General features: G+C 64.7%; 24 protein-coding genes. 4 read left to right on the top strand and 20 right to left on the bottom strand.

The genetic code is table 11. The annotated features are described in order from the left end of the window. The first annotated feature begins 45 nt into the window (after nucleotides 1–45). Nucleotides 46–552: a KGG domain-containing protein gene (locus tag ASD14_RS15715; RefSeq protein WP_082538824.1), complete on the top strand. Its 507-nt coding sequence runs from the start codon at nucleotides 46–48 to the stop codon at nucleotides 550–552. A gap of 94 nt (nucleotides 553–646) precedes the next feature. On the opposite strand, the gene ASD14_RS08315 is transcribed toward ASD14_RS15715, so the two are convergent. Continuing rightward, complete coding sequence (locus tag ASD14_RS08315) at nucleotides 647–1,135, bottom strand: peroxiredoxin (protein ID WP_056131561.1); 489 nt, start codon at nucleotides 1,133–1,135, stop codon at nucleotides 647–649. A 222-nt stretch (nucleotides 1,136–1,357) separates the two neighbouring features. Here ASD14_RS08315 and ASD14_RS08310 point away from each other — a divergent pair, with 222 nt between their 5' ends. Beyond that, a complete protein-coding gene (locus ASD14_RS08310) occupies nucleotides 1,358–1,870 on the top strand; it encodes an Hsp20/alpha crystallin family protein (protein ID WP_056131558.1) in 513 nt (170 codons plus the stop codon). 105 nt (nucleotides 1,871–1,975) lie between these two features. Further along, entirely contained in the window at nucleotides 1,976–2,878 is a 903-nt protein-coding gene (locus ASD14_RS08305) for a DnaJ C-terminal domain-containing protein (protein WP_056131556.1), read from the top strand. A 57-nt stretch (nucleotides 2,879–2,935) separates the two neighbouring features. On the opposite strand, the gene pilH is transcribed toward ASD14_RS08305, so the two are convergent. From pilH to purB, 13 genes are all read right to left on the bottom strand, one after another. Further along, complete coding sequence (gene pilH, locus ASD14_RS08300; protein ID WP_056131552.1) at nucleotides 2,936–3,298, bottom strand: twitching motility response regulator PilH; 363 nt, start codon at nucleotides 3,296–3,298, stop codon at nucleotides 2,936–2,938. 57 nt (nucleotides 3,299–3,355) lie between these two features. After that, the gene (locus ASD14_RS08295; protein WP_056131548.1) at nucleotides 3,356–4,348 is read right to left on the bottom strand and encodes a YhdH/YhfP family quinone oxidoreductase; all 993 of its coding nucleotides are present in this window, start codon (nucleotides 4,346–4,348) and stop codon (nucleotides 3,356–3,358) included. 19 nt (nucleotides 4,349–4,367) lie between these two features. Further along, the gene (locus ASD14_RS08290) at nucleotides 4,368–5,528 is read right to left on the bottom strand and encodes a beta-eliminating lyase-related protein (RefSeq protein WP_082538823.1); all 1,161 of its coding nucleotides are present in this window, start codon (nucleotides 5,526–5,528) and stop codon (nucleotides 4,368–4,370) included. Nucleotides 5,529–5,578: 50 nt separating this feature from the next. Next, nucleotides 5,579–6,172 (bottom strand): TIGR00730 family Rossman fold protein, encoded by a 594-nt coding sequence (locus tag ASD14_RS08285; protein WP_056131544.1) that lies wholly within the window; start codon nucleotides 6,170–6,172, stop codon nucleotides 5,579–5,581. Nucleotides 6,173–6,185: 13 nt separating this feature from the next. After that, on the bottom strand, nucleotides 6,186–7,046 hold the full coding sequence (locus tag ASD14_RS08280; protein WP_162247686.1) for an SAM-dependent methyltransferase: 861 nt from the start codon (nucleotides 7,044–7,046) through the stop codon (nucleotides 6,186–6,188). 2 nt (nucleotides 7,047–7,048) lie between these two features. Further along, nucleotides 7,049–7,402, bottom strand: coding sequence for a DUF3147 family protein (locus ASD14_RS08275; protein ID WP_200947035.1), 354 nt, complete (start codon nucleotides 7,400–7,402; stop codon nucleotides 7,049–7,051). Nucleotides 7,403–7,414: 12 nt separating this feature from the next. Further along, entirely contained in the window at nucleotides 7,415–8,842 is a 1,428-nt protein-coding gene (gene lpdA / locus ASD14_RS08270) for a dihydrolipoyl dehydrogenase (RefSeq protein ID WP_056131541.1), read from the bottom strand. Between the two features lie 117 nt (nucleotides 8,843–8,959). Then, on the bottom strand, nucleotides 8,960–10,189 hold the full coding sequence (sucB, locus tag ASD14_RS08265; protein ID WP_056131538.1) for a dihydrolipoyllysine-residue succinyltransferase: 1,230 nt from the start codon (nucleotides 10,187–10,189) through the stop codon (nucleotides 8,960–8,962). Nucleotides 10,190–10,299: 110 nt separating this feature from the next. Next, a complete protein-coding gene (locus ASD14_RS08260) occupies nucleotides 10,300–13,128 on the bottom strand; it encodes a 2-oxoglutarate dehydrogenase E1 component (protein ID WP_056132349.1) in 2,829 nt (942 codons plus the stop codon). Nucleotides 13,129–13,476: 348 nt separating this feature from the next. Next, complete coding sequence (locus ASD14_RS08255; protein WP_082538821.1) at nucleotides 13,477–14,394, bottom strand: GNAT family N-acetyltransferase; 918 nt, start codon at nucleotides 14,392–14,394, stop codon at nucleotides 13,477–13,479. Continuing rightward, nucleotides 14,391–15,659: a cupin domain-containing protein gene (locus ASD14_RS08250; RefSeq protein ID WP_056131535.1), complete on the bottom strand. Its 1,269-nt coding sequence runs from the start codon at nucleotides 15,657–15,659 to the stop codon at nucleotides 14,391–14,393. The genes ASD14_RS08255 and ASD14_RS08250 overlap by 4 nt, the downstream gene beginning before the upstream one ends. A gap of 29 nt (nucleotides 15,660–15,688) precedes the next feature. Further along, nucleotides 15,689–16,090, bottom strand: coding sequence for a VOC family protein (locus ASD14_RS08245; RefSeq protein ID WP_056131530.1), 402 nt, complete (start codon nucleotides 16,088–16,090; stop codon nucleotides 15,689–15,691). A gap of 175 nt (nucleotides 16,091–16,265) precedes the next feature. Continuing rightward, nucleotides 16,266–17,636, bottom strand: coding sequence for an adenylosuccinate lyase (gene purB, locus ASD14_RS08240; protein WP_056131527.1), 1,371 nt, complete (start codon nucleotides 17,634–17,636; stop codon nucleotides 16,266–16,268). Nucleotides 17,637–17,776: 140 nt separating this feature from the next. On the opposite strand from purB, the gene ASD14_RS08235 reads away from it, so the two are divergent. Then, the gene (locus ASD14_RS08235; protein WP_056131523.1) at nucleotides 17,777–19,189 is read left to right on the top strand and encodes a class II fumarate hydratase; all 1,413 of its coding nucleotides are present in this window, start codon (nucleotides 17,777–17,779) and stop codon (nucleotides 19,187–19,189) included. A 336-nt stretch (nucleotides 19,190–19,525) separates the two neighbouring features. Here the strand turns inward: ASD14_RS08235 and ASD14_RS08230 are convergent, their stop codons facing one another. Genes ASD14_RS08230 through ASD14_RS08205 form a run of 6 tightly spaced genes read right to left on the bottom strand, consistent with a single transcriptional unit; the run spans nucleotide 19,526 to nucleotide 23,654 of the window. Continuing rightward, on the bottom strand, nucleotides 19,526–20,341 hold the full coding sequence (locus ASD14_RS08230; protein ID WP_056131519.1) for a hypothetical protein: 816 nt from the start codon (nucleotides 20,339–20,341) through the stop codon (nucleotides 19,526–19,528). A gap of 26 nt (nucleotides 20,342–20,367) precedes the next feature. Beyond that, nucleotides 20,368–21,018: a hypothetical protein gene (locus ASD14_RS08225; RefSeq protein WP_157475171.1), complete on the bottom strand. Its 651-nt coding sequence runs from the start codon at nucleotides 21,016–21,018 to the stop codon at nucleotides 20,368–20,370. Nucleotides 21,019–21,043: 25 nt separating this feature from the next. Continuing rightward, the gene (locus ASD14_RS08220; protein WP_056131512.1) at nucleotides 21,044–22,087 is read right to left on the bottom strand and encodes an ABC-2 transporter permease; all 1,044 of its coding nucleotides are present in this window, start codon (nucleotides 22,085–22,087) and stop codon (nucleotides 21,044–21,046) included. Beyond that, complete coding sequence (locus ASD14_RS08215) at nucleotides 22,084–22,968, bottom strand: ABC transporter ATP-binding protein (protein ID WP_056131510.1); 885 nt, start codon at nucleotides 22,966–22,968, stop codon at nucleotides 22,084–22,086. Before ASD14_RS08215 ends, ASD14_RS08220 begins: the two co-directional genes overlap by 4 nt. After that, the gene (locus tag ASD14_RS08210; RefSeq protein WP_056131506.1) at nucleotides 22,965–23,336 is read right to left on the bottom strand and encodes a GntR family transcriptional regulator; all 372 of its coding nucleotides are present in this window, start codon (nucleotides 23,334–23,336) and stop codon (nucleotides 22,965–22,967) included. Before ASD14_RS08210 ends, ASD14_RS08215 begins: the two co-directional genes overlap by 4 nt. 3 nt (nucleotides 23,337–23,339) lie before the next feature. Next, a complete protein-coding gene (locus ASD14_RS08205; RefSeq protein ID WP_056131503.1) occupies nucleotides 23,340–23,654 on the bottom strand; it encodes a hypothetical protein in 315 nt (104 codons plus the stop codon). Nucleotides 23,655–23,906 lie beyond the last annotated feature (252 nt).

Here is a 23,906-nt window from a genome sequence, read left to right as displayed (position 1 = left end):
CCTCTGGTGGCGTCGCGACGCCGCCCTTCATGCAGGAGAGAACAGATGCCGAACCGCAACCAGACAGAGAACCGTGGCAACCAGCAAGGCTCGAATCGCGGCTTCGCGGCCATGGACGACGAAACCCAACGCGAGATCGCGCGCAAGGGTGGAGAAGCGGTGAGCGGAGACCGCGCGCACATGTCCGACATCGGCCGCCGCGGCGGCGAGTCGGTGAGCGGCGATCGCGAACACATGTCCGACATCGGCCGCAAGGGCGGTGAAGCCTCGGGGGGGAGCCGCGAACGTGCGAGCACCAGTTCGCGTTCGGATGGCGATTCAATGTCCGCCAGCAGCACGTCTTCGAGCGCAAGCGATTCCAGCCGTGGCAGCAGCGCAGGTTCCCGCGACAGTGATGGTGGTAGCCGCAGCGCGAGCAGTGACGGTGGAAGCCAGGGCAGCCGAAGCGCCAGCCCACTGGATGACAACGACAGCGGCGGCGATCGTTCCCGCAGTTCGGATGATTCCGGCAGGTCGGGAATGTCGGGAAGCTCCAGTACCCGCAGGCATTAGGACCGCTTCCGCACATCCGGGATCGCCAGACATGACAACGCCCGCACAAGCGGGCGTTGTCACTATGGCGGCATGTGCGTTCAGCGCATCCGCGTCATTCCGGCTTGGCCAGTTCGTCGAGCATGTACTCCGCCGACGAAACCTTGAACTCGCCCGGCGCTTCCACGAACAGCTTCTTTACCACGCCGTTATCCGCATACAACGCGAAGCGGCGCGAACGCGTGCCCATGCCGTAGGCGCTGGCGTCGAGCTCCAGGCCGAGCGCTCGGGTGAAATCCGCATTGCCGTCGGCGAGCATCTGCAGGCCCTCGGGCACCTGCTGGCTCTGGCCCCAGGCCTGCATGACGAAGGGATCGTTGACCGACATGCAGAGCACGTCGATGCCGCGCGCATTGAACTGGTCGAAGTGTTTCACGTACCCCGGCAGGTGCCGTTCCGAGCAGGTGGGAGTGAATGCGCCCGGCACGGCGAAGAGCACGACTTTCTTGCCGTCGAACAGCGTCGGCGTATCGACGATTTCGACGCCGTCGCGAATGCGTTGCAGGGGGATTTCGGGAATGCGGTCGCCAACCTGGATGGTCATCGCTGGTCTCTCTGGTGGAGGTCTTCACGAAGTCTAGACGCTGCCGGGTAACAACGCGTCAATGCGCCCGAAGCCGTGTGCTTGATGTCGTCCGCTTGAAGTCATCGGCTTGAAATCGCAAGCCCCCAAACCCATGTCCGCGGTTGGCGAAGGCAGCCTGCGCGACTGCCCGATGTTCGCCTTCGCCACATCCCTCGCAGATTTTTGTCAGGAGTATTGGCAATGAATATCGTCCGTTACCGTCAATGGCCGCAGAACGCGCTGCAGGACGAATTCCGCAACATGTTCGAGCGCTTCTTCGAAGGCTCCGGCATGGACACCCGCGATACCGACGACAGCTCGGTCGTGACCAGCCAGTGGGTGCCGCGCGTCGACGTGAAGGAAGAGAAGGACCGCTTCGTGTTGTACGCGGACCTGCCCGGCATCGATCCCGACGACATCGAGGTGTCGATGGACAAGGGCATCCTCACCATCAAGGGCGAGCGCAGCAGCGAGACTTCCGAACAGACGGATCGTTTCTCGCGTATCGAGCGCCGCTACGGCAGCTTCCACCGCCGCTTCGTGCTGCCCGACAGCGCCGACCCGGAAGGCATCCAGGCGCACGGCCGCCATGGTGTCCTGGAGATCACCATTCCCAAGCGCCCCGAAGCCGCACCGCGCCGCATCCAGGTCGGCCGGCGGGACGCCGAGCGGCCCGCCATGACATCGGAGCCGCAGTCGGGTCAGTCCCACTGACGGCCGCATCCCGTGTCAGTGCCCGCTGTGCGCTAACCTCCATCGCCCCGCGGCATTCCGCCACGGGGCGGACTTTCGAATGGCTGCGGCCAGAGCGGATGGAACATGCAGTTCAAGGATTACTACGAAACGCTGGGCCTGGAGCCCGGTGCCGGCGAAGCTGAAATCAAGGGTGCGTACCGCCGCCTCGCGCGCAAGTACCACCCTGATGTCAGCAAGGAACCCGGGGCCGAGGAGAAGTTCAAGGCCGTCAACGAAGCCTATGAAGCGCTGCGCGACCCGCAGAAGCGCGCGGCGTACGACCAGTTGCGCGCGCGTGGTTACCGCCCGGGCGATGAAGTGCAGCCACCGCCGGGCGGTTTCGGCGGCGGGCCTGGCGGAGTGGATTTCGACGAGATATTCGCCGGCGGTGGCGCGGGTGGCGGCTTCAGCGACTTCTTCGAGCAGATGTTCGGCCGTGGTCGCGCCGGCGGTTTCAACGGCGGCGGGCAGCATGGTCGCGGCGACACGCGCGCCAAGCTCGCGGTGTCGCTCGAGTCGGTATACGCAGGTTCGCCTGCACGCATCGGCGTGGGCAATCGCACGCTCGACGTGCGCATTCCGAAAGGCATCAAGCCCGGACAGATGATCCGGCTCGCGGGGCAGGGATCGATTACGCGCGAAGGCCGGCGCGGCGACCTGCTGCTGGAGATCGAATACGCCGCGCACCCGCAGTTCGAAGTCGACGGCCGCAACATCATCCATGTGCTGCCGGTAGCGCCTTGGGAAGCCGCGCTCGGTGCGACGGTCAGCGTGCCGACACTCGGTGGCCCGGTGGAACTGAAAATTCCTCCGCAGTCCGAAAGCGGCCGCAAGCTACGGTTGCGCGGCCGTGGTTTGCCGGGCACACCGCCAGGCGACCAGATCGTGGAACTGGAAATTCTCTCGCCCAAGCCGAATACCGAGGAACAGCGGGCGGCGTATGAGGCGATGCGCGATGCGTTCGCGGGCGACTGGCGCCGGGCGTGACGGAAGTTACAGCCTGAAAACAGCAATAAAAAAGGCGGGCCAGGCCCGCCTTTTTTCTTACACCATCACCTGGGTGATCACGTCGGCCAGGTCGCTTTCGCTGAAGGGCTTGGTGATATACGCCTTCGCGCCCTGTCGCATGCCCCACACGCGGTCTGTGTCCTGGTCCTTGGTCGTCACGAGGATGACAGGGATGTGCTGCGTCGCCGGGTCCTTGCTGATCGCGCGAGTGGCCTGGAAACCGTTGAGGTTCGGCATCACCACGTCCATCAGCACCAGGTCGGGCAACTCGCGCTTGCAGACGTCCACGCCCGCTGCGCCGTCTTCGGCAGTGATGGCTTCGTGACCCAGCTTCTCGACGATGCGGCGGATGCCCATCAGCTGCGAAGGCGAATCATCGACGATCAGGATGCGGGCCATCAGGTTTTCCCCAGGAAGTCGGCCGATTGTAGCCCGGCTGAATGACGCCGCAACCCGCTACAAAGCCACCAGCGTGCGGCCGAGCGAGCCACCTGAGAGCATCGTCGCAAATACGTCGGGCAGCTGCGCCAGCGGAATCTCGCGGGTGCAGACGCGGTCCAGGTGGCGTGGTTTCCAGTCGGTAGCCAGGTGTTGCCACACAGCTTCGCGAATGTCGCGTGCAGTGCCTGCCGAAGCCACGCCGACAAGCGACACGCCGCGGATGATGAACGGCATCACCGTGATCGGGAGGTCCGCCGTTGCCACAAGTCCCGCGCTGGCGACATTGCCGTAAGGCACCGTCTGCGCGAGCAGGCTGGCAAGCATGGTGCCGCCGACGTTGTCGAGCCCGCCGCCGAAGCGCGCGGACTCCATTGGCCGCGTGGTGGCGAGCGCATCGCGCCCGAGGACTTCGGTTGCACCGATCGACTTCAGATAGCCGGCCTGGCCGGCCTTGCCGCTGATCGCATGCACTTCGAAGCCGGCGCGGCTGAAGATGTCGACCGCAAGCGAACCCACGCCGCCGGTCGCGCCGGTGACGGCGAGCGGTCCGAGTTCCGGCGTCTGCCGGTTGTCCTTCATGCGATACAGCGCGAGCGCCGCGGTGAAACCCGCGGTGCCGAGGATCATGCTTTCGCGCAGGCTCAGTCCGTGGGGCAGGGGAATGACCCACTGCGATTCGAGTCGCGCGTATTCGCTGTAGCCGCCGTCGCGTGTTTCGCTCAGTCCGCAGCCGGTGACCAGCACCTGGTCGCCTTCGCGGACCTTCGGATCGGTGGAAGCCACGACGTGGCCCGCCACGTCGATACCGCCCACCAGCGGGAAGCTGCGCAGGATCTTGCCCTGTCCGGTGCCGGCGAGGGCGTCCTTGTAGTTGACGGAGGAGTAAGCCGTTTTGATCACGACTTCGCCGGGCGCGAGGTTGTCGAGCGCTATCTGCTCGATGCCGCTGCGATAGCCGTTGGCGTCGTTGTGGATGCGGAAGGACTGGAACTGTGCGGGGATGTTCATGGGATGCTCGCTCGCGGTATCAGCCGATGGCGCCAATGAAGATGCGCGCCAGGGCATCCGGCGTCATGCGCAGGATGGTTGCGTTGACGTCGATGGGGAATTCGCCGGTGTCCGGAATGGCCTGCGGAAGATAGACATTGGCGCTGGCGATGCGCTGGGAAAACACATCCGGTGCGACGCCCGCAACTCCAAGGAAGAAACGACTGGTGCCATCCGGAATGCGACGTACGCGGAAGCGTCCATCCGCTTCGAGCAAGGCAATCAGTCGTTCGGTGGATTGCCAGGCGCGTGCGTAATCTTCTGCGTAGTGTTCCAGGTAACGGGGAACCAGCGCGACGTTGGGCCAGGCACGGGGCAGTGACCCGCCGAACATCCGCCGCGTGTGGTACAGGCCTTCGATGAAGGACGCATCTCCGGCTAGGATTGCGCCAGTCGAGCCGTTGAAGTGCTTCCACAGCGACACGTACACGGTGTCGAAGAGCGCGGCGTAGTCGCGCACGCTGCGTCCGGAGTGCTGGGGCAGGTTGAACAAGCGCGCGCCATCCAGGTGCAGGCGGATGCCCTGTTCGCGCGCATAAGCACTGACGCGTTGCAGCTCGGCGAACGGAACCATCTGGTGATCGAGCCGGCGAATGGGGCTTTCGATCGAAATCGCGCCGACCTTCATTTCCACCCGCCCGTGGGCCGAACGTTCCACCCACTGCTTCACCTCGTCCAGCATCGGCATGCGGCCGCCGGCGGCGAGCGGGATGAGGTTCAGTCCGCTCAGTACTTCCGCGCAATCGCCACTGTCGTTGTAGAGGTGGCTCTCCGCCTGGACCAGCACGCGGCGATCGTTGCCGGCGAGCTTGCGTATGGCGATATGGTTGGCGAGTGTCCCGGTTGGTACGAACATCGCCGCCTGCTTGCCAAGGCATTCCGCGAAGGCCTTTTCGATTTCCTCGATCACGCCGCCGTTCGAATAGAAGTCGGCGGGGAAGGGCCGCGCGGTCACGGCTTCATGCAGGAGCGTCGCATACTCGCGCGCGTTCAATCCAAGCCCGTCGGTACCGAAATTGACGCGCTTGAACATGTCCATGCCCGGCGACGGGGCAGCAGCCGTTGTTGTCGAAGCGACAGCTGGAAGCAGCGACGCAGAGGCGGCCAGTGCGGTGGTAGCGAGAAAGTGACGTCGATCCATCGGGCCTGGTCCTGTCGTGCCGTTACAAGCGGACTACTGCGATTTTGTTGTCAGCGCAGCGCTGCGCGGCGCTTTTCGTCGATCCACTTCGACGCCTGCGCGGGTTCATAGGCCCGCATCCAGGCCATGAGCGCGTCGATGCTGTCGCCGTGCCAGAGATCGCGGCGCTGGTCGGGATGCAGGAAACGCTCTTCGACCATGCGATCCATCATCGCCAGCAGCGGCGCGTAGAAACCATCGACATCCAGGAAGGCGCAGGGCTTGTCGGCGATGCCCAGCTGGCGCCAGGTCAACATCTCGAACATCTCGTCGAGCGTGCCGAAGCCGCCGGGCAGGGCGACGAAACCGTCGGCCAGGTCGAACATGCGCGCCTTGCGCTCGTGCATGTTCGTGACGACTTCCAGCCGGGTGATGCCCTTGTGCGCGACTTCCCAGTTGACCAGTTGCTCGGGAATGACACCGATCACCTCGCCGCCGGCTTCGAGCACGGCATCGGCGACGACGCCCATCAGGCCGACGTTGCCGCCGCCGTAGACCAGCGCGAGGCCTTCCTTCGCGATGCGCGTGCCGAGTGCGATCGCACGTTCGGTGTAAACGGGTTTGCTGCCGGCGTTGGAGCCGCAATAGACGCAGATGGAGCGCATGTCTCTTCGCTGATCAGGTGGATTCGAGCAGCATGATGCCGGAAAAACGCTTCATCGCTTCGCGCTGCCTGGGTGGTTGCAGCCGGCGCAGGATCTTCCAGAGCCATGCATGCGGCATGGTCCGCTTCAGGCGGAGCGATTCGTCCCAATGCGGGCGATATTCCGCCTCGCGCCAGCCAAACGGTGCAAAGAAGCTGGTGCTTTCGGCAGGTCCGAAACGAAACGGCGCATTGCCCTGCTTCAGCATCGGCTGCCATTGCCGTTCGAGGTACTTCAGCAGCATCGGCGAAGCGAGGTCGGAGAGCCACCAGTTCGCGCGGGCGATATCGTGCAGGTCGCGCGCGAGATCGGCGACATCGCCCGACTCGAGGTAGATCAGCAATCCTTCGGTGATCACGAGCACGGGGCCGAACCGGGCGGCGTTCGTGAATACCTCGCGCCGCGCATCGGCATCGCGCAGGTCGGCGGCGATGAATTCCAACTCGCAGCGCGGCGTTTCGCCGGACATGCGCGAACGGAAGTAATCGACCATGTCGGGCAGGTCGACGTGCAGCCAGCGCAGGGAAGCGGGCAGGGCGAGTCGATAAGGGCGTGTGTCGAGCCCTGCGGCGAGATTGAGCACGGTCGCTGCGCCCTGTTGCACGCAGCGCAGGATGATCTCGTCCATCACCGCGGTGCGCACGACCATCGGCCAGCTCATCATCTTGCCGCGCGGCATCGCGTCGACGATCGCCTGGCCGCGCTCGCCACCGAGACGGCGAGCATAGGGGTCGTGGAATATCGCATCCGGACGCTCGCTTTCCATCGCGCGATAGATCGCGACCCACAGTGCAGTGTCGGACACGTTGCGGATGGGATTGCCCTGTGTGGCCATCGTCAGCCTCCGGTGGTGAAGCGAGCCAGCAACCATTGCGTGAGTGCGACGCCCGCAAAACCCGCGAACGCGGCGGCGCCGAACGATACGAACACATTCCAGCCGCTACGCAACGCAACGGCAAGCACGACGAAGAAAGGCAATCCACCTAGCACGAACCAGAAGATGCCCATCGACAGGTCCGCAACCTGTTTCGCGTCGCGCGTGTCGGTGTAGAGCCACACCAGCACCAGCAATGACGTCAGTGGCAGCGAGGCGACCAGCGCGCCAAGCCATCCGTGCCGCTTCGCCAAAAAAGAAGCCGCCAGCACCAGTGCGACGGTGATGGCGGCCTTGAGCAGGAACTGTGCGTTCACTGCCGGTCTTGCTTAGTTTGCTTTGTGGATCGAACGCTTGTGCACGGCCATCGCGGCGTCGTGGACGGCTTCGGACAGCGACGGGTGCGCGTGGCAGATGCGGGCGAGGTCGTCGGCGGAGCCGCTGAACTCCATCGTCAGAACGCCTTCGTGCACGAGTTCGGACACGTTCGCGCCCACGAGATGCATGCCGAGCACACGATCCGTTTCGGCGTGCGCGAGCACTTTCACGAAGCCAGCGGGTTCAGCCATGGCGACCGCACGACCGACGGCGGCGAACGGGAAGCTGCCGGCTTTGTACGGAATACCTTCGGCCTTCAATTGCTCCTCGGTCTTGCCGACCCAGGCGATTTCCGGCTCGGTGTAGATCACCCACGGGATCGTGTCGAGATTGACATGGCCCGGCAGGCCGGCGATCAGTTCGGCAACGGCGATACCTTCCTCGAAGCCCTTGTGTGCGAGCATCGGACCGCGCACGCAGTCGCCCACGGCCCACACTCCGTCGACGCCGGTGTGGTTGTGCTCGTCCACTTCGACCATCCCACGTGCATCGAGCTTCACGCCGGTACCGTCGGCCAGCAGACCCTTGGTCGCGGCGCGGCGGCCGACGGCCACCAGCAGCTTGTCGACGACGATTTCCTGCTCGCCCTTGTCATCGGCGTAGGTGACGTGGACGCCGTCCTTCTTCACCTCGGTCTTGCTGACCTTGGCGCCGAGGCGGATGTCGAGGTTCTGCTTCTTGAATTCGCGCGCGGCGACCTTCGCGACTTCGCCGTCGGCGGCCGCGAGGAAGTTCGGCAGCGCTTCGAGGACGGTCACCTGTGAACCGAGGCGGTTCCACACGCTGCCCAGTTCGAGACCGATCACGCCAGCACCGATCACGCCCAGGCGCTTGGGCGCGGTTTCGAAATCGAGCGCGCCGACGTTGTCGACGATGTGCTCGCCGAACTTCGCGAACGGCAGTTCGATCGAATCCGAACCGGCGGCGATGATGACGTTGGTGCCCTTGAGCTCCACTTCGCTGCCGTCGTGTTGCTTCACCTTGACGACGTTACCGGGCTGCAGCTGGCCGAAGCCGTAGAACGGCGTGACCTTGTTGGCCTTGAACAGCATGCCGATGCCGCCGGTGAACTGCTTCACGATCTTGTCCTTGCGGGCAATCATCGTGGGGACGTCGATCTTAGCGTCCTTCGTGCTGATGCCGTGCTCGCCGAAGATATGGCCGAGGTTCCAGAACTGGCGCGAGCTGTCGAGCAGCGCCTTCGACGGGATGCAGCCGACGCGCAGGCAGGTGCCGCCGAGAGCGGGCTTGCCGTCCTTGCCGAGCGCGGCGTCGATGCACGCGGTCTTCAGGCCGAGCTGCGCGGCACGGATGGCGGCGTGATAGCCGGCGGGGCCGGCGCCGATGACGACTACGTCGAAGTTCTGTTGTTCGCTCATGGGAATCTCTTGTTCAGCCGGAGCGCGAGCGCTGCACGAAGCTGTTGGCGGGGGAGTGATTTGATCCTGCGATCCAACGCAGAACGGGAACCGCTGCCGGTTCCCGTTCCGATGTTCTTACATGCCCAGCAGCATCCGGTGCGGATTCTCGAGCTGGTTCTTGATGTCGACCAGGAACAGCACCGCGTCCTTGCCGTCGATGATTCGGTGATCATAGGACAGCGCGATGTACATCATCGGCGCGGCGACAACCTGGCCGTTCTCGACGATGGCGCGTTCCTTGATCGCGTGCATGCCCAGGATCGCCGACTGCGGCGGGTTGACGATCGGCGTCGACATCAGCGAGCCGAAGGTGCCGCCGTTGGTGATGGTGAAGGTGCCGCCCTGCAGGTCTTCGAGGCTGAGCTTGCCGTCGCGCGCTTTCTTGGCGTACTCGGCGATCTGCGCTTCGATTTCGGCGAAGGAAAGGCGCTCGACATTGCGCACGACCGGCGTGACCAGGCCCTTGTCGGTCGACACGGCGATCGAGATGTCGGCGTAGCCGTGATAGATCACGTCATTGCCGTCGACCGAGGCATTCACGGCCGGATGGCGCTGCAGCGCATTCGCAGCAGCCTTGGCGAAGAAGCTCATGAAGCCCAGCTTGATGCCGTTGGCTTTTTCGAACGACTCGCCCAGCTCCTTGCGCATCGCCATGACCTTGCCGAGGTTCACTTCGTTGAACGAAGTGAGCATGGCGATGGAGTTCTTCGACTGCATCAGGCGCTCGGCGATGCGGGCGCGCATGCGGGTCATCGGAACGCGTTCTTCCGGACGCGCGCCGCCACCCACGCCGGCGGTCTTGCCGCTGGCGTAGTTGACGATGTCTTCCTTGGTGACCGCGCCGCGACGACCGGTGCCTTCCACCTGCGATGCATCGACGCCTGCGCTTGCAGCGGCGAAGCGCGCGCCCGGCGGCAGTTCGACGCCCGCGGCCTTCGCGGCGGCCGGAGCGGCGGCAGCGGCCGCCTTCGATACGACCGGCTGCGCTTCAGCCGTAGTGGCGGCCTTGTTCTTGGCGTCGTCGGAAGCGGTTGCCTTCGGCGTCTCAGCGGCCTTCGGAGCCACCGCGCCGGCTTCGACCACGCCGATGACCTGCTGGCTGTTGACGGTCGTGCCTTCGGCGAACTTGATTTCCTTGAGCACGCCGTCGACCGGCGAGGGCACTTCCAGCACGACCTTGTCGGTTTCCAGGTCGACCAGGTTCTCGTCGCGCTTCACCGCGTCGCCGACCTTCTTGTGCCAGGTGGCGATGGTGGCGTCGGAAACCGACTCGGGCAGAACAGGAACTTTGATTTCGGTGCTCATTGGGCGTGCATCCTGGATTTTTGAAGTGTCATTCCGAACGAAGTGAGGAACCTGTTTCCAGCAAGTCGAACAGCAGGTCCCTCACTGCGTTCGGGATGACAACAAGTGCGTTATTCGGGGCAGCCTTCGCCATGCACCGGATTGACCAGTGCATCGGCGACCAGCCTGTTCTGTTCGACGATGTGGTCGCTCAGGTGGCCCACGGCGGGCGAAGGCGAGCGTGCACGGCCGGCATAGCTCAGCGACTGCTTGGGTGCGAGGCATGCGGTCAGGTGGTGGCGGATCTGGTACCACGCGCCCTGGTTCTGCGGTTCTTCCTGGCACCAGACCACGTCGGCCGCCGCACCGAAGCGCTTGAGTTCGGCCGTGAGTTCCGCGCGCGGGAAGGGATACAGCTGTTCGACGCGGACGAGGGCGACATTGTCGAGCTTCTGCTTCCGCGCTTCTTCCAGTAGGTCGTAATAGACCTTGCCGCCGCAGACGACGACGCGCTTGACCTTCTTCGGGTCGGCCGACTTGTCGGGAATCAGGAGCTGGAAACTGCCGTTGGCCAGTTCGTCCAGCGACGACACCGCCAGCTTGTGGCGCAGCAGCGACTTCGGCGTCATCACCACCAGCGGTTTGCGCGTGGTCATGAGCATCTGACGGCGGATCATGTGGTAGTCCTGCGCCGGCGTGGTCGGCGTGCACACGATCATGTTGTCGAGCGCGCACAGCTGCAGGAAACGTTCGAGGCGGGCGGAGGAATGTTCCGGACCCTGGCCTTCGTAACCATGCGGCAGGAACAGCGCCAGTCCGCACAGGCGACCCCACTTGGCCTCGCCCGAAGCGATGAACTGATCGATCACCACCTGCGCGCCGTTGGCGAAGTCTCCGAACTGCGCTTCCCAGATGTCCAGCGTCATCGGATCGGCGGTGGAGTAGCCGTATTCGAATGCCATCACCGCTTCCTCGCTGAGCAGCGAGTCGATGATGGTGACGTCGGAAGGATTTTTCACCAGGCGACGCAACGGCAACTCGTAGGCGTCCGTGGTCTGCTCGTGCAGGATCGCGTGGCGATGGAAGAACGTGCCGCGTCCGCTGTCCTGTCCGACCAGGCGCAGCTTGTAGCCTTCGGTCAGCAGGGTTGCGTAGGCGAGGTTCTCGGCGAAGCCCCAGTCGCCCGGCTGCTCGCCAGCGGTCATCTTGCGGCGGTCTTCGTAGATCTTTGCGACGCGCGGATGCAGCTTCAGCGTGTCCGGAACTTCGTTGATGGTCTCGGCGAGCTTCTTCAGCTTCTTGCCATCGTACTTCGTGTCGACCTTGTCGGTCAGTTTGCCCTTGAGGTAGCTCGACCAGTCGATGGTGAACTCGTCCGGCTTGACCTCGGTCACCTCGGTGGTGATCACGCCGTCATCGAGCTTCTGGCGATAGCCATCGACCAATGCCTGCGCTTCGGCTTCGCTCACCACGCCTTCGTTCACCAGCTGCGCGGCGTACAGCTCGCGCGGCGTCTTGTGCTTGCGGATGACCTGGTACATCAGCGGCTGCGTTGCGGCCGGCTCGTCGGCTTCGTTGTGGCCGTGGCGGCGGTAGCAGATCAGGTCGATGACGACGTCCTTGCCGAAGCGGTTGCGGAAGTCGAGCGCGAGTTCCGCGCAGAACACAACCGCTTCCGGATCATCGCCGTTCACGTGCAGGATCGGCGCGTTGACCATCTTCGCCACGTCCGTGCAGTACAGCGTGGAGCGTGCGTCCTGGCGTTCGCTGGTGGTGAAGCCGACCTGGTTGTTGATCACGACATGGATCGTGCCGCCGACGCGGAACCCACGCGCCTGCGACATCTGGAACAGCTCCATGACCACGCCCTGGCCTGCGAACGCGGCGTCACCGTGGATCAGCACCGGCAGCACCTGCTGCGTGCCTTTTTCACCGCGGCGGGTCTGGCGCGAACGCACCGAACCGACGACCACCGGGTCGACGATTTCCAGATGCGAGGGATTGAAGGCGAGGGCGAGGTGCATCGGGCCGCCGGGCGTGGCGACGTCGGCGCTGAAGCCCATGTGGTATTTCACGTCGCCCTGGTGGGCAAGGTCGTTGTGGACGTGCTCGAACTTGCCTTCGAACTCGTCGAACAGCTGGCGCGGCGGCTTGCCGAGCGTGTTGACCAGCACGTTGAGCCGGCCGCGATGAGCCATGCCGATGACCAGGTCCCTGCCGCCCTGTTCGCCGGCGCGGCGGATGGTGGTGTCCATCAGCGGGATGAGCGCGTCGCCGCCTTCCAGCGAGAAGCGCTTCTGGCCGACATACTTGGTGCCGAGATAACGCTCGAGGCCATCGGCGGCGGTGAGGCGCTCGAGGATGCGCTTCTTGTCTTCGGCGGTGCGGCCATACCTGCCGGCAGCGGTTTCCATGCGCTCCTGCATCCAGCGACGCTGGTCGACGTCGGAGATGTGCATGTATTCGGCGCCGATCGGACCGGTATAGGTGGCCTTGAGCAGGGCGACGAGGTCGCCGAGCTTCATGCGGTCCTTGCCCGCGACGCCACCCGTGCTGAATTCAGCGGACAGGTCCTTGTCGGAGAGGTCATGGAAGCCAAGCTCCAGATCGGGAGCGTCGGTCTTGGCCATCATGCCGAGCGGGTCGAGGTTCGCCGCCAGGTGGCCGCGCGAACGATACGCGGTGATCAGCTTGCCCACGGCGCGTTCGCGCTCATCGCCCATCCCGGCGACTGCGAGCTTGCCCGAGGCAGCCAGGCGGCCGGCGACTGCGATCTGCTCGATGACGGCGGAGTGGGGAACATCACCGGCTTCGCGGCCTTTGAGGCCGTCGAAATAGGTCTTCCACTTGGCCCCCACGCTGTCAGGGTCGACCAGGTACTGCTCGTACAGGTCTTCGATATAGGCGGCGTTGGCGCCGAGCTGCGAGGACTGGGCAAACTGCTTGAGAAGACTGTCCACGATGATGTCGGGAAGATCCAAGTTGTAGGGCAAGCGGTTGATCCGGCGGGATTTTCGGGGGAACGCCGGCGCGTCGGGCTGCGGGTGACGCTAAAGGGCCAAAATTATAGCCGGACCCTATGTCGCGCTGCATCACGACGTAAGGACCGCTCATGACGGATAACGAGGCGGGGCGATCGCGCGGCCGTGGAAGGTGTGTTGCCGGGACGAAGCGTTGTTCGTGCGGTGCGCTGGAAAATATGGTGTTTCCGTGCAAACAGCCGGGCTTCGCAGCATGTTTTCCGCGCTGAAGCAGGCGGCGGCGTTTAGACCAAAGTTGCAAAGCCCGAGCGCCGGCCATGCCCGGGATCAGATCCCCAGTGCGCGGTACTCGCTGCAGGGACGCGCCCGTTCCCAGAACGGTTCGAATACGCCCTGCAGCTGCCGGGCGCGCGCGGGCTGGTCGATGCGGGTCTCGCCTTCGGACCGGTGCCCGAGCGGGCGGAAATACCAGCCGCCCCGGTCGTTGGTCGCGAATGCAGCGGCATAGGCGCGGTCCACGGGCTCTTCGATCACCCGGAACAGCAGTGCGCTCGGCAGCCGCTGCGAAAGTCCGATCAACGGCGCGTGCGCGGACTGCGGGGTCACGGCGTCCTGCAACAGGATGTGGGCGACGCCGCGGCCGGTACCGAAGCGGCGCATCGCGGCAACCACGTCCGGATGGTCGAGCAGCCCGGGGTCGAGCTCGCGGCTGTAGATCCATAGTTCGCGCCGTGCCGTGCCGATCACGCCGAGCATCGCGGCGACTGCGGCGTCGTGCGTTTCGACGGGATTGGCAGTGTCGAGCAGGCGCCGCATCGATTGGTGGTCGATGCCGGCCTCGGAAAAACGTTCGCCATACGGCAGGAAACCCTGCCGCGCATAGAAATTGATCGCCGATACCTGTGCGTGCAGCGAGACCTCGTGCCAGCCGAGTTCGCGCGCCTTGTCGATCAGTACCTGCAGCATCGCGTCGCCGACGCCGCGGTTGCGCCACTCGGGCAGAACCGCCATCCGGCCGACCTTGTGCTCGGGGGTCAGTCGGCCGGTACCGATCGGCTGGCCTTGCGGGTCGCGGGCGATGACGTGGTGGCACTGCGGATCGAGCGCATCCCATTCGAGTTCGACCGGCACGCTCTGTTCCTGCACGAAGACGGCATCGCGGACGATGCGCAGCTGTGGCAGCGCGGCTTCGTAATCGGTGGCTTCGACGGTAAAAGCCGGCGGGGATGCGGTGACGACACTCATTCTTCTTCCTCGCCCCCGATGTCGAGCCGGTAGTGGCCGGCGTGCAGCAGTTCATGGACGCAGTCGCGCCCGGCCTGCGAGAGCGTGGCGTACGCGGCGCCGTCGATCTCCCTCGCATTGGCAACGGATTTCGCATCGCGGACCGGCAAGTCGTGACCCTGTCCGTTGACGTAGAGCTTCGCGCCGCGGGCCGCCTTGCGCCAGGCCATGCGCGAATACGGATGCCGCACCAGCGTCGCGCCGTGCTGCAGGTCCCACTCGATTTCGATACGAGAGCGCTGGCTCTCGTCGTTTTCCGGCGGCGCCATTACCTCGCCCGCGTTGCGGTACAGCGTGATGAAGCGGCCGAACCAGTCGCCCAGGCGCTCGGGATCGTTCATGCGCAACGCGTTCAAGGCTTCGATCGCGCGGCGCATCGCGTCGTCGTCGATCTGCGCGGGGTCGGCTGCGGGTGCGAGGTCGGGATCGTGGTAGCGCGTGCTTTCATCCGCATCCGCAGCCAGGGTGTCGACGAAATCGCCGAGCAGTTCCGCGGCGCTCGGCGCGCGCATGCCCACCGAGAACGTCAGGCAGGCATCTTCGGCCACCCCGTGGTGCGGAACGCCCGGCGGCAGGTAGAGCATGTCGCCCGGGCGCAGCAGCCATTCGTGGGTCGGGTGGAATTCGCGCAGCAGCTTCAGGTCGACGTCGTTGCGGAATTCCGTCGGCGGATTCTCCGAGGCATCGATCTGCCAGCGGCGATGGCCCAGGGCCTGCAGCAGGAACACGTCGTACTGGTCCACGTGCGCACCGACCGAACCGCCGGGCGCTGCAAACGACACCATGATGTCGTCGATGCGCCAGCGCGGCAGGAAGTCGAAGGCGTCCAGCAGCGCGGCGATGTCGTTGTCCCACTTGTCCACGTCCTGCACCAGCAGCGTCCAGTCGTGGTGCGGCATGCTTGGGAACATGGCTTCCTCGAACGGGCCATGGCGCAGCATCCATGCGTCGCGGCTTCCAGGAGGATTGCCACGATCGTGGGCGACGATGCGCGCCAGCGTGCCTTCCTCGCAGGCGAGTCCGGCGAGGTCCTCGGGCTGGATCGGCGATTCGAAATCCGGGAACGCATTGCGGATCAGCAGCGGCTTCTTCTGCCAGTAGTCGCGCAGGAACTGCGCGGCCGGCATGCCGAGCGGAGGCAGGGTGGAGGCATCGACTTCGATGGGCAGCGTCGCCGTCTTCTTCGCGCTGGAGCGGGTGGACTGCCTGGTTTTCTGTCGTGCCATGAATTCGTGTCGATGGGAGGGGGACGAACTCAGTTCGTCTTGATGGCGTCGTAGCCGCGGCCACGAAGTTCGATCAGGCACCAACCGTGGCCATACGGATCAGCGAGCTGGACGAAGCGACCCCAGGGCGCATCGCGCGTCGCGCCTTCCTGCACCGCTCCGGCTGCGATGGCGCGGGCGAGCGCGGCGTCCAGGTCGTCGACCGCCAGGTCGCAGTGCACGGGTGTCCAGTGGCGTCCGTACGTGCGGGTCGATTCTCCCGCGCCGACCGTGCCTTCAGCCTTCGCCAGCAGGTACAGCGGGGCCTCCAGGCCGAGCAGTTCCAGACCTTCCGCGCCGAACCTGCGGCCGGGTACCAGGCCGAACGCCGCGGTGTAGAAGGCCTCCGCCGTCGCGATTTCGGGTACGTCGATGTTGAGCAGCAGCTTCATGGCAACGGCCCGGGCATGCGAGGGCGCGCATTCTACCGGGCCGAAGGTTTGCGCCGTGTTGCCGCCGGCGATGAGCCTTGTGGAGCGAAGTCTGCTCCGTTGCCTTTGCGGTTGCTCTGTAGCGCCGCGCTGCACGGCGCGGCAAGCTACGTCCTGCGACAAGCAACGGGGCGCGTCAGATTTCCCTGGCGAGACGATCAGCCAGGCCGATGTAGCTCCCGGGCGTCATCGCAAGCAGGCGCTGCTTCGCATCGGCGGGCAAGTCCAGCGACGCAATGAACTCGCGCATCGAGGCTTCGTTGATGCCCTGGCCGCGGGTGAGTGCCTTCAGCTGCTCGTAGGGATTGGGTAGGCCGTGGCGGCGCATCACGGTCTGCACGGCTTCGGCAAGCACTTCCCATGCGGCGTCGAGATCGGCAGCGAGACGTTCCGGATTCACGCTGAGCTTGTTCAAGCCGCGCTGCAGCGATTCGAAGCCGATCAGCATGTGGCCGAAGGCGGTGCCCAGTGCGCGCAGCACGGTCGAATCGGTCAGGTCGCGCTGCCAGCGGCTGATCGGCAGCTTCGCGGCGAAGTGTTCGAACAACGCGCTGGCGATGCCGAAGTTGCCCTCGGCGTTCTCGAAGTCGATCGGGTTGACCTTGTGCGGCATGGTCGAGCTGCCGACTTCGCCGGCCTTCACCGCCTGCTTGAAGTAACCCTGCGAGATGTAGCCCCAGATGTCGCGACACAGGTCGATTGCGATCGTGTCGATGCGCCTGGATACATCGCACAGTTCGGCGACGCCGTCGTGCGGCTCGATCTGGGTGGTGTAGGGCTGCCAGGTCAGGTCGAGGGATTCGACGAAGCGGCGCGAGAACGTCGTCCACTCGATGTCGGGATAGGCGGCGACGTGCGCGTTGTAGTTGCCGACTGCGCCGTTGATCTTGCCCGGCATCGGCAGGCCGGCGAGCACTTCGCCCTGGCGCTGCAAGCGGGCGACGACGTTCGCGAGTTCCTTGCCCACGGTGGTCGGCGAGGCGGTCTGGCCGTGCGTGCGCGAGAGCATCGGCGCGCCAGCGTGTTCGTGCGCCATCGCGCGCAGCTTCTCGATCAGTTCGTCAAGCTTGGGCAGCAGCACGTCCTGGCGGGCTTCGTTGAGCATCAGCGCGTAGCTGAGGTTGTTGATGTCCTCGCTGGTGCAGGCGAAGTGGACGAATTCCAGTGCCGGTCCGAGCTCGGCGTCGCCCTTGAGCTTTTCCTTGATGAGGTACTCGACCGCTTTCACGTCGTGGTTGGTGGTGCGCTCGATCTCCTTCACGCGCGCGGCATCGGCCACGGAAAGATTGTCGGCCAGTGCGCGCAGGCGGGCCGTTGCTTCGGCGGAGAACGGCTTGAGCTCGACGATGCCTTCTTCGTTGGCGAGCGCCAGCAGCCATTCCACCTCGACCTTCACGCGGGCCTTGATCAGGCCGAATTCGGAAAAGATGGGCCGCAGGGCGTCGACCTTGCCGGCATAGCGGCCGTCGAGCGGAGAGAGGGCGAGGAGCTGGGTTTCGACGGACATGGCGATGGGGGCGGCGAAGGCAAACCCTAATTCTACAGACTCGGCCGGACGCGGCCGTTCGGCTGGTGCCAGCTCCGGACCGCGATGTCCGTAAACCGGTGCCGGCGTAAGCTGCGGACAGACCTTGCGAGGAGAACGACATGGCGAAGAAGGCGGCAGGCTTTCGCGTCGAACACGACAGCATGGGTGAGTTGCGCGTCCCGGCCGATGCGCTGTGGGGAGCACAGACCCAGCGCGCCGTGCAGAACTTCCCGGTGTCGGGCACGCCGATGCCGCGCGAATTCATCCGCGCACTCGGCCTGATCAAGGCTGCGGCGGCGGAGGTCAACGGCGGCTTCGGACTGCTCGGCAAGGGAGCGGCGGCTGCGATCCGCGCGTCGGCCCTCGAAGTGGCCGATGGACGTTACGACGCGCAATTCCCGATCGACGTGTTCCAGACCGGATCGGGTACGTCGAGCAACATGAATGCCAACGAGGTGATCGCGACACTGGCGACGCGTAATGGCCGCGCAAAGGTGCATCCGAACGACCACGTCAACCTCGGGCAGAGCTCCAACGACGTGATCCCGACGGCGATCCGCGTGGCGGCGCAGCTGTCGGTGACGGAGCAGCTGCTGCCCGCGCTGAAGCACCTGCGCAGGACCATCGAACGCCGCGCCAAGTCATTCGGTAAGGTCACCAAGACCGGCCGCACGCACCTGATGGATGCGATGCCTCTGACCTTCGCGCAGGAATTCGGCGCGTGGGCGTCGCAGCTCGCATCCGCGCAGGAGCGGATCGAGGATGCGTTGAAGCGGCTTCGGCGCCTCCCCATCGGCGGCACGGCGATCGGTACCGGCATCAATGCCGATCCGCGCTTCGGGCGCGCGATGGCGCGAACGCTTTCATCGCTGGGCGGCACGAAGTTCGAATCGGCCGAAGACAAATTCGAAGGGCTGGCGGCACAGGACGATGCAGTCGAATTGTCCGGGCAGCTCAGCGCCCTCGCGGTGGCGCTGATGAAGATCGCCAACGACCTGCGCTGGATGAATTCCGGTCCGCTTGCGGGCCTGGATGAGATCGAATTGCCGGCGTTGCAGCCCGGCAGTTCGATCATGCCTGGCAAGGTGAATCCGGTCATTCCCGAATCGCTGGCGATGGTGTGCGCGCAGGTGATGGGCCACCACACTGCGGTTACCGTCGCGGGGCAGAGCGGCAACTTCCAGCTCAACGTGATGCTGCCGCTGATCGCCTACGACCTGCTCGATTCGATCCGACTGTTATCCAACTCGATGCGGCTGCTGGCCGATGCGGCCATCGCCGGATTGCGCGTGCGCGAAGAGCGCGTGCGCGAGGCGCTGGACCGCAATCCAATCCTGGTGACCGCGTTGAATCCGATCATCGGTTACGAAAAGGCCGCAGCCATCGCGAAGCAGGCTTACAAGGAAGGCCGCCCGGTCCTGGACGTGGCCATGGAGCACAGCGGTCTGCCCGAAAAGCAGCTGCGGAAGCTGCTCGATGCTGCGGCATTGACCAGGGGTGGTATCCACGGTGGCGGTTCCGGCGGAGGCTGAGTGGTGGGATTCGCTTTGTAGAGCGGAGCTTGCTCCGCTGCTCTTGCTGTCGCATCGAGCCTGCTCAGTGCACGTGGGAGAAGGCACCGAGCAGGCTCGGCGCTACGGGAAGCGTGCGTGAGGTGACTTACTAAGGCCTGCGAAGCAAGCTCCGCTCCAAGAGGAAGCGGCAAAGCGAAAGGCGCCAAGGGACGAAGCTGGACCCACCGACACCGGATTGCGGCAGATCCAGCCCGTCTTTGAAGCAATACTTCCTTGGGCTCAATCGAATGAGCTGATCGAAGCGCGGATTAGTGCTTCGTCTTTGCGCTCAATGAAATGAACTGAGCGGAGCGGTTAGTGCGTCGTCGCCGCCTCGGCGCTGGCTTCCGCCTCGGCGTCCGCTACGGCTTCCTTGTCGTCCTGTCGCACGGCGCCCCGAACGGTTCCGCGAACCGCATCGCGGATCTCGCCGCGGATTTCCGACTGCAGCGCCGCCTGCTGCGCGGTGTCGTCCTTGCTGTCCTTCATGCAGTCGTCGATGTCTTCCCTGGTCATCGTCGCGTAGGGCTCGAACTCCGGCAGCGTCGCGGCCAGTTTCTGCTGCGAGACGAGCAGGCCGGGCAGTCGCTCGCAAAGTTTCGCGGCAGCCTGCTTGATGCCGGCGGCTTCGGCTTCGACGCTCTGCTCGATCTCCTGCTCCGACTTGCCGGAGAAGATGCCCTTGAAGGCTTCGCCCATGGCCTTGGCGGCGAGATCCGCGCCCTGGACGCCGATGTCCATGCCGCTTTCGGCGATGCCGATGATCTGCGCGCGGTGTTCGAGCAGCAGTGCGCGTTGTTGGGCGTTGATCGCAACCGCCTTGCCTTCGATCAGCAGGTCACCCTTTGGCGTGATCTCCGCGTCGGGACGGTTGTCGTCGCGGTCGTTGGTGTCGATGTTCACGCCGCCCTTGCCGTTGAAGCGGACACCGTTCTTGATGCTGATGTTTTCGGTGGCCAGCTTTTCGCGTGCCTTGCGGATTTCCTTGTTCACCACGCGGCCCAGTGCGCTCTCGGGTTCCTGCGTGGAAGCCGAGGGCTTGGATGCGGTTGGTGTCGACGGTGCATTGCCCTGGCATGCGGCGAGGGACGCAAGCACCGCGGTGCATGCGAAAGTACGGATCCTGTTCATTGCCATCGTTCCTCGAGAGTGGTGGCTCAGCGCGTCGCCAGGTCTTTGCGCATATCGCGTTCGCAATTCTCGACATCATCGTTGTCGAGGGTGGCGTAGGGCCGGAACTCGGGCACACTCGCGGCCAGCGCCTGCTGCGAATCGCGCAACTGCGGCAGGCGATGGCAGATCTGCAGCACCATCGGCTGGATTTCCCGCTGCACCGTCGCTTCCACGCGACGCTCGAGGCTGCCGGTGAGGCCGCCGGCGATGAGCCGGAACAGCGAGACGTCGGTGGCTTCGATCGCAAGCATTGCAGCGCGTTCCCCGGCATCGATGCCAGTCCTGGCGATGCCGATGACCTGCGCGCGGTAGTTCAGTACCTGCCGGCGCTGCGCGGCGTCGAGGGCGACCGCCTTGCCGTCGATCAGCAGGTCGCCGCGCGGGGTGATTTCGCCCTTCGGCAGGGGCCGGCGTTTCGCGGCTTCGTCCTTGTCTTCCCTGCCGAAATGCAGGCCCTCGCCGAGGGACAAGTTTTCGCTGTCCAGCCTGGCGCGTTCCTGCGCCAGTTCGGTGCGGACTTCCTGCCGGGCATCGTCGAGATCCTTCGCGACTTCGGTCCGCACCGTACCGGCCTGTGCGATCAGTGGCGACAGGGCAACAAGCAGGGCTGCGATGTGAATGTACTTGCGGTTCATGGTCATTCCTTGTTGGACCGGGGCATCAGTTGTCGTCGCGCCAGCGGCGCAGGCGGATCGCACCGTAGATCATCACCAGGCCAACGACTGCGCCGATCCAGATTTCAGGCGACGACAGCGTGTTGAGTGCGCTCGTGGCGGACAGGTGGTGCAGCGTTCCATGTACGTCGCCCGCGCCTTCGCCGAATCCTTCCTGGTATGGCAGGTCCGAACCCGGGAAGGTGCCCAGCAGCGCACGGCCGACGATGTGCTTCCAGTACCAGGACGAATCCAGGTTGAACAGCTTCGTCACGTCGAACCAGCTCACGAAGATGCCGGAGAACACCGGAATCATGATCGCCCACAGGAACGGCTTGCTACGGGCCCATGCGGAGCACAGCAGCAGCCAGCCGGCGGTCGGCAGTGCCCACAGGGCGTAGACGGGAATGCCGATCAGGAACGCGCCCACCACCGACAGCGGATTGCCCGGGCCCCACAGCAGGGTGAACGGATTGCCGCCGTGCAGGAGCACGACCACGCTCAGGATCAGCATGAAGCCGGCCATCGTGATCAGTGATGCCGCGAGGGCCAGGATCGGCGCGACCAGCAGCGCGCTGATGCCTTTCGAAACCACGGTGTCGCGATCGGAAACCGGCAGCGACTTCCAGAACAGCACGCTGCGGTCCTTGCGGTCGTCGTACAGGGCGCCAAGGCAGTAGAAGAACACCACGAAGCCGAGGACGACGAAGGGCCAGGCGGATGCGACGAACAGGCTCAGGTCGATGCCCTGGCCGAGTTCGGTCATTTCCTTCGGGCCCAGTCGACCCGTGAGCGCGCCGAGATCGAGACCGTTGATGATCACTTCGCCATCGATCTGGAGATCGCCCCGGGCCATGGCGCGCCGTGCGGTGATCTCGCCGAAGATGATGCCGAGGATGGTCAGCAGCAGCGAGATGCCACCGGCCACGAGCGGTGCCCAGAAGAAGCCGCCCTTGTGCTCCCAGAACTCGCGCTTCAGCAGCAGCTTCAGCTTGTGCGTGGGATGGGGTGCAGCCATGGCGTGGCTGCGCGGTTCTGCAATGGCGTTCATGCGTAGGTCCCCTTCATGGTGGCGACGAACAGGTCGGCCAGGCCCGGGATGCGGGTTTCGCCAAAGTGCGCGAGTCGCGCCTGTTCGATGCCGTCGAACAGCATCACGGTCTTGCCGAATGGCAGGGCGCGTTCGTCGATGGGCTTGAGGCTGCGGGCTTCGTCGGTCTTGTCGCCGTTGACCAGCACCTCGATGTAGCGGTTGCCGATGGTTTCCATCGGCGCGTCGAGCACGATCTTGCCGTCGCGGATGAACATCACGTCGGTGAGGATGTGCTCGATCTCTTCCACCTGGTGGGTGGTGACGATGATGGTCTTTTCCTCGTCGAAGTAGTCTTCCAGCAGTCGCTGGTAGAACTGCTTGCGATAGAGGATGTCGAGGCCGAGCGTGGGCTCGTCGAGCACCAGCAGCTTGGCGTCGATCGCCATCACCAGCGCCAGGTGCAGCTGCACGATCATGCCTTTCGACAATTCGCGCACGCGCATCTCGGGCTTGAGCTGGGTCGGCGCGAGGAAGCGTTCGCAACGGGCGCGATCGAAGCGCGGATGCACGCCGGCGACGAACTCGATGGCTTCCTTCACCTTGATCCAGCGCGGCAGCACGGCCACGTCGGCGATGAAGCAGACATCGCGCATCAGGTCGTCGCGCTGCGTGCGCGGATCGCGGCCGAGGACGGAGAGTTCGCCTTCGAACGGGATCAGGCCAAGCATCGCCTTGAGGGCGGTGGTCTTGCCGGCGCCGTTGGGACCGATCAGGCCGATGATGCGGCCGGTCGGAATCTGGAACGTGGTGCCGTCGAGCGCGAGCTTGTTCTTGTAGGCCTTGCGCAGGCCGCGCGCGTTGACGACGGTTCCCGTGTTGACGGAAGTGGCAGCGTTCACTGGGCACCATCCTTGCCATTGGCGCGAAGCAGTTCTTCGATCTTCAGGCCGAGGCGGTTGATGCGCTCGACGACCTGCGGCCATTCCTCGCGGAGGAAGCGGTCACGTTCGTTGAACAGCAACTTCCTTGCGGCTTCTTCTGTGACGTACATGCCCAGACCCCTGCGTTTTTCGACGAGAGCCTCGTCCGCCAGTTCCTGGTAGGCGCGCGAGACGGTGATTGGATTCAGCTGGTACTCGGCGGCGACCTGCCTCACGGAGGGCAGGGCATCGCCGGGCTTGAGGAGGCCGTCGAGCATCATTGCGATGACGCGCTCCTTCAGCTGGCGGTAGATGGGAGCGGAATCGCTCCATTGGATAGCGGTCATGGTTCAGCCCCGCGGCAGAAAGGAGAAATAAGGCATGACGATGGTCTGCCGGCGATGGCGCGTGCCCTTGCGGGGCGCGCGTTGCGTGGCTTCCATGCCTTGGTCCGCTTCCATCGCCATTGCCGAAGCGGCAGCGATTTCAGCAGAGAGGGCGACGGCTCCCGCGAGCGTGCCGAGTTCATCGGCATGCTGGCCGGCCATGGCCTGACGGGGGAGCTCCTGGTTCATGCCGGCAGGCACGGCAACCATCAGGGCGATGGCCAGCGCGGCGCCGGAGGCGGACAGGGCGGAGAGCGTGTGGCGGAGCTTGCGGTTCATGGCGAACGTCCTGCTCGTTGGTAGACCGGTGTTGTATGCAACTATAACACCTAAACACAGGGCGTCAACCAGCGGGTAACCCAACTGAAGTCATGGTTGGCTCTGGTGACCCTACGGACGTTTCAAGGGGGAACTCCTTGTGCGTCAGTAACTTGCGGCAGGTCGGGCCGATGCGGCGCCATCCGGGGTGCGGCGTCCCGGGCTTTTTGATCGCAAAGTTTTGGGCTGGAAAGCCGCCTTCGGAGCTTTTTG

The organism is Lysobacter sp. Root494, from assembly GCF_001427225.1.
Classification (GTDB): Bacteria; Pseudomonadota; Gammaproteobacteria; order Xanthomonadales; family Xanthomonadaceae; genus Agrilutibacter.
This window is presented reverse-complemented; position numbering and strand designations above follow the sequence as displayed.

Coding starts and splice junctions, on each gene's coding strand:
- ASD14_RS08210 (WP_056131506.1), bottom strand. CDS start 23,336: ATGACCGCTATCCAATGGAGCGATTCCGCTCCCATCTACCGCCAGCTG.
- ASD14_RS08285 (WP_056131544.1), bottom strand. CDS start 6,172: ATGCGCTCCATCTGCGTCTATTGCGGCTCCAACGCCGGCAGCAAACCC.
- ASD14_RS08310 (WP_056131558.1), top strand. CDS start 1,358: ATGAATATCGTCCGTTACCGTCAATGGCCGCAGAACGCGCTGCAGGAC.
- ASD14_RS08250 (WP_056131535.1), bottom strand. CDS start 15,659: ATGGCACGACAGAAAACCAGGCAGTCCACCCGCTCCAGCGCGAAGAAG.
- ASD14_RS15715 (WP_082538824.1), top strand. CDS start 46: ATGCCGAACCGCAACCAGACAGAGAACCGTGGCAACCAGCAAGGCTCG.
- ASD14_RS08295 (WP_056131548.1), bottom strand. CDS start 4,348: ATGAACATCCCCGCACAGTTCCAGTCCTTCCGCATCCACAACGACGCC.
- ASD14_RS08280 (WP_162247686.1), bottom strand. CDS start 7,046: ATGGCCACACAGGGCAATCCCATCCGCAACGTGTCCGACACTGCACTG.
- ASD14_RS08220 (WP_056131512.1), bottom strand. CDS start 22,087: ATGAACGCCATTGCAGAACCGCGCAGCCACGCCATGGCTGCACCCCAT.
- ASD14_RS08305 (WP_056131556.1), top strand. CDS start 1,976: ATGCAGTTCAAGGATTACTACGAAACGCTGGGCCTGGAGCCCGGTGCC.
- ASD14_RS08255 (WP_082538821.1), bottom strand. CDS start 14,394: ATGAGTGTCGTCACCGCATCCCCGCCGGCTTTTACCGTCGAAGCCACC.
- ASD14_RS08315 (WP_056131561.1), bottom strand. CDS start 1,135: ATGACCATCCAGGTTGGCGACCGCATTCCCGAAATCCCCCTGCAACGC.
- ASD14_RS08205 (WP_056131503.1), bottom strand. CDS start 23,654: ATGAACCGCAAGCTCCGCCACACGCTCTCCGCCCTGTCCGCCTCCGGC.
- sucB (WP_056131538.1), bottom strand. CDS start 10,189: ATGAGCACCGAAATCAAAGTTCCTGTTCTGCCCGAGTCGGTTTCCGAC.
- lpdA (WP_056131541.1), bottom strand. CDS start 8,842: ATGAGCGAACAACAGAACTTCGACGTAGTCGTCATCGGCGCCGGCCCC.
- purB (WP_056131527.1), bottom strand. CDS start 17,636: ATGTCCGTCGAAACCCAGCTCCTCGCCCTCTCTCCGCTCGACGGCCGC.
- ASD14_RS08230 (WP_056131519.1), bottom strand. CDS start 20,341: ATGAACAGGATCCGTACTTTCGCATGCACCGCGGTGCTTGCGTCCCTC.
- pilH (WP_056131552.1), bottom strand. CDS start 3,298: ATGGCCCGCATCCTGATCGTCGATGATTCGCCTTCGCAGCTGATGGGC.
- ASD14_RS08235 (WP_056131523.1), top strand. CDS start 17,777: ATGGCGAAGAAGGCGGCAGGCTTTCGCGTCGAACACGACAGCATGGGT.
- ASD14_RS08245 (WP_056131530.1), bottom strand. CDS start 16,090: ATGAAGCTGCTGCTCAACATCGACGTACCCGAAATCGCGACGGCGGAG.
- ASD14_RS08290 (WP_082538823.1), bottom strand. CDS start 5,528: ATGGATCGACGTCACTTTCTCGCTACCACCGCACTGGCCGCCTCTGCG.
- ASD14_RS08225 (WP_157475171.1), bottom strand. CDS start 21,018: ATGAACCGCAAGTACATTCACATCGCAGCCCTGCTTGTTGCCCTGTCG.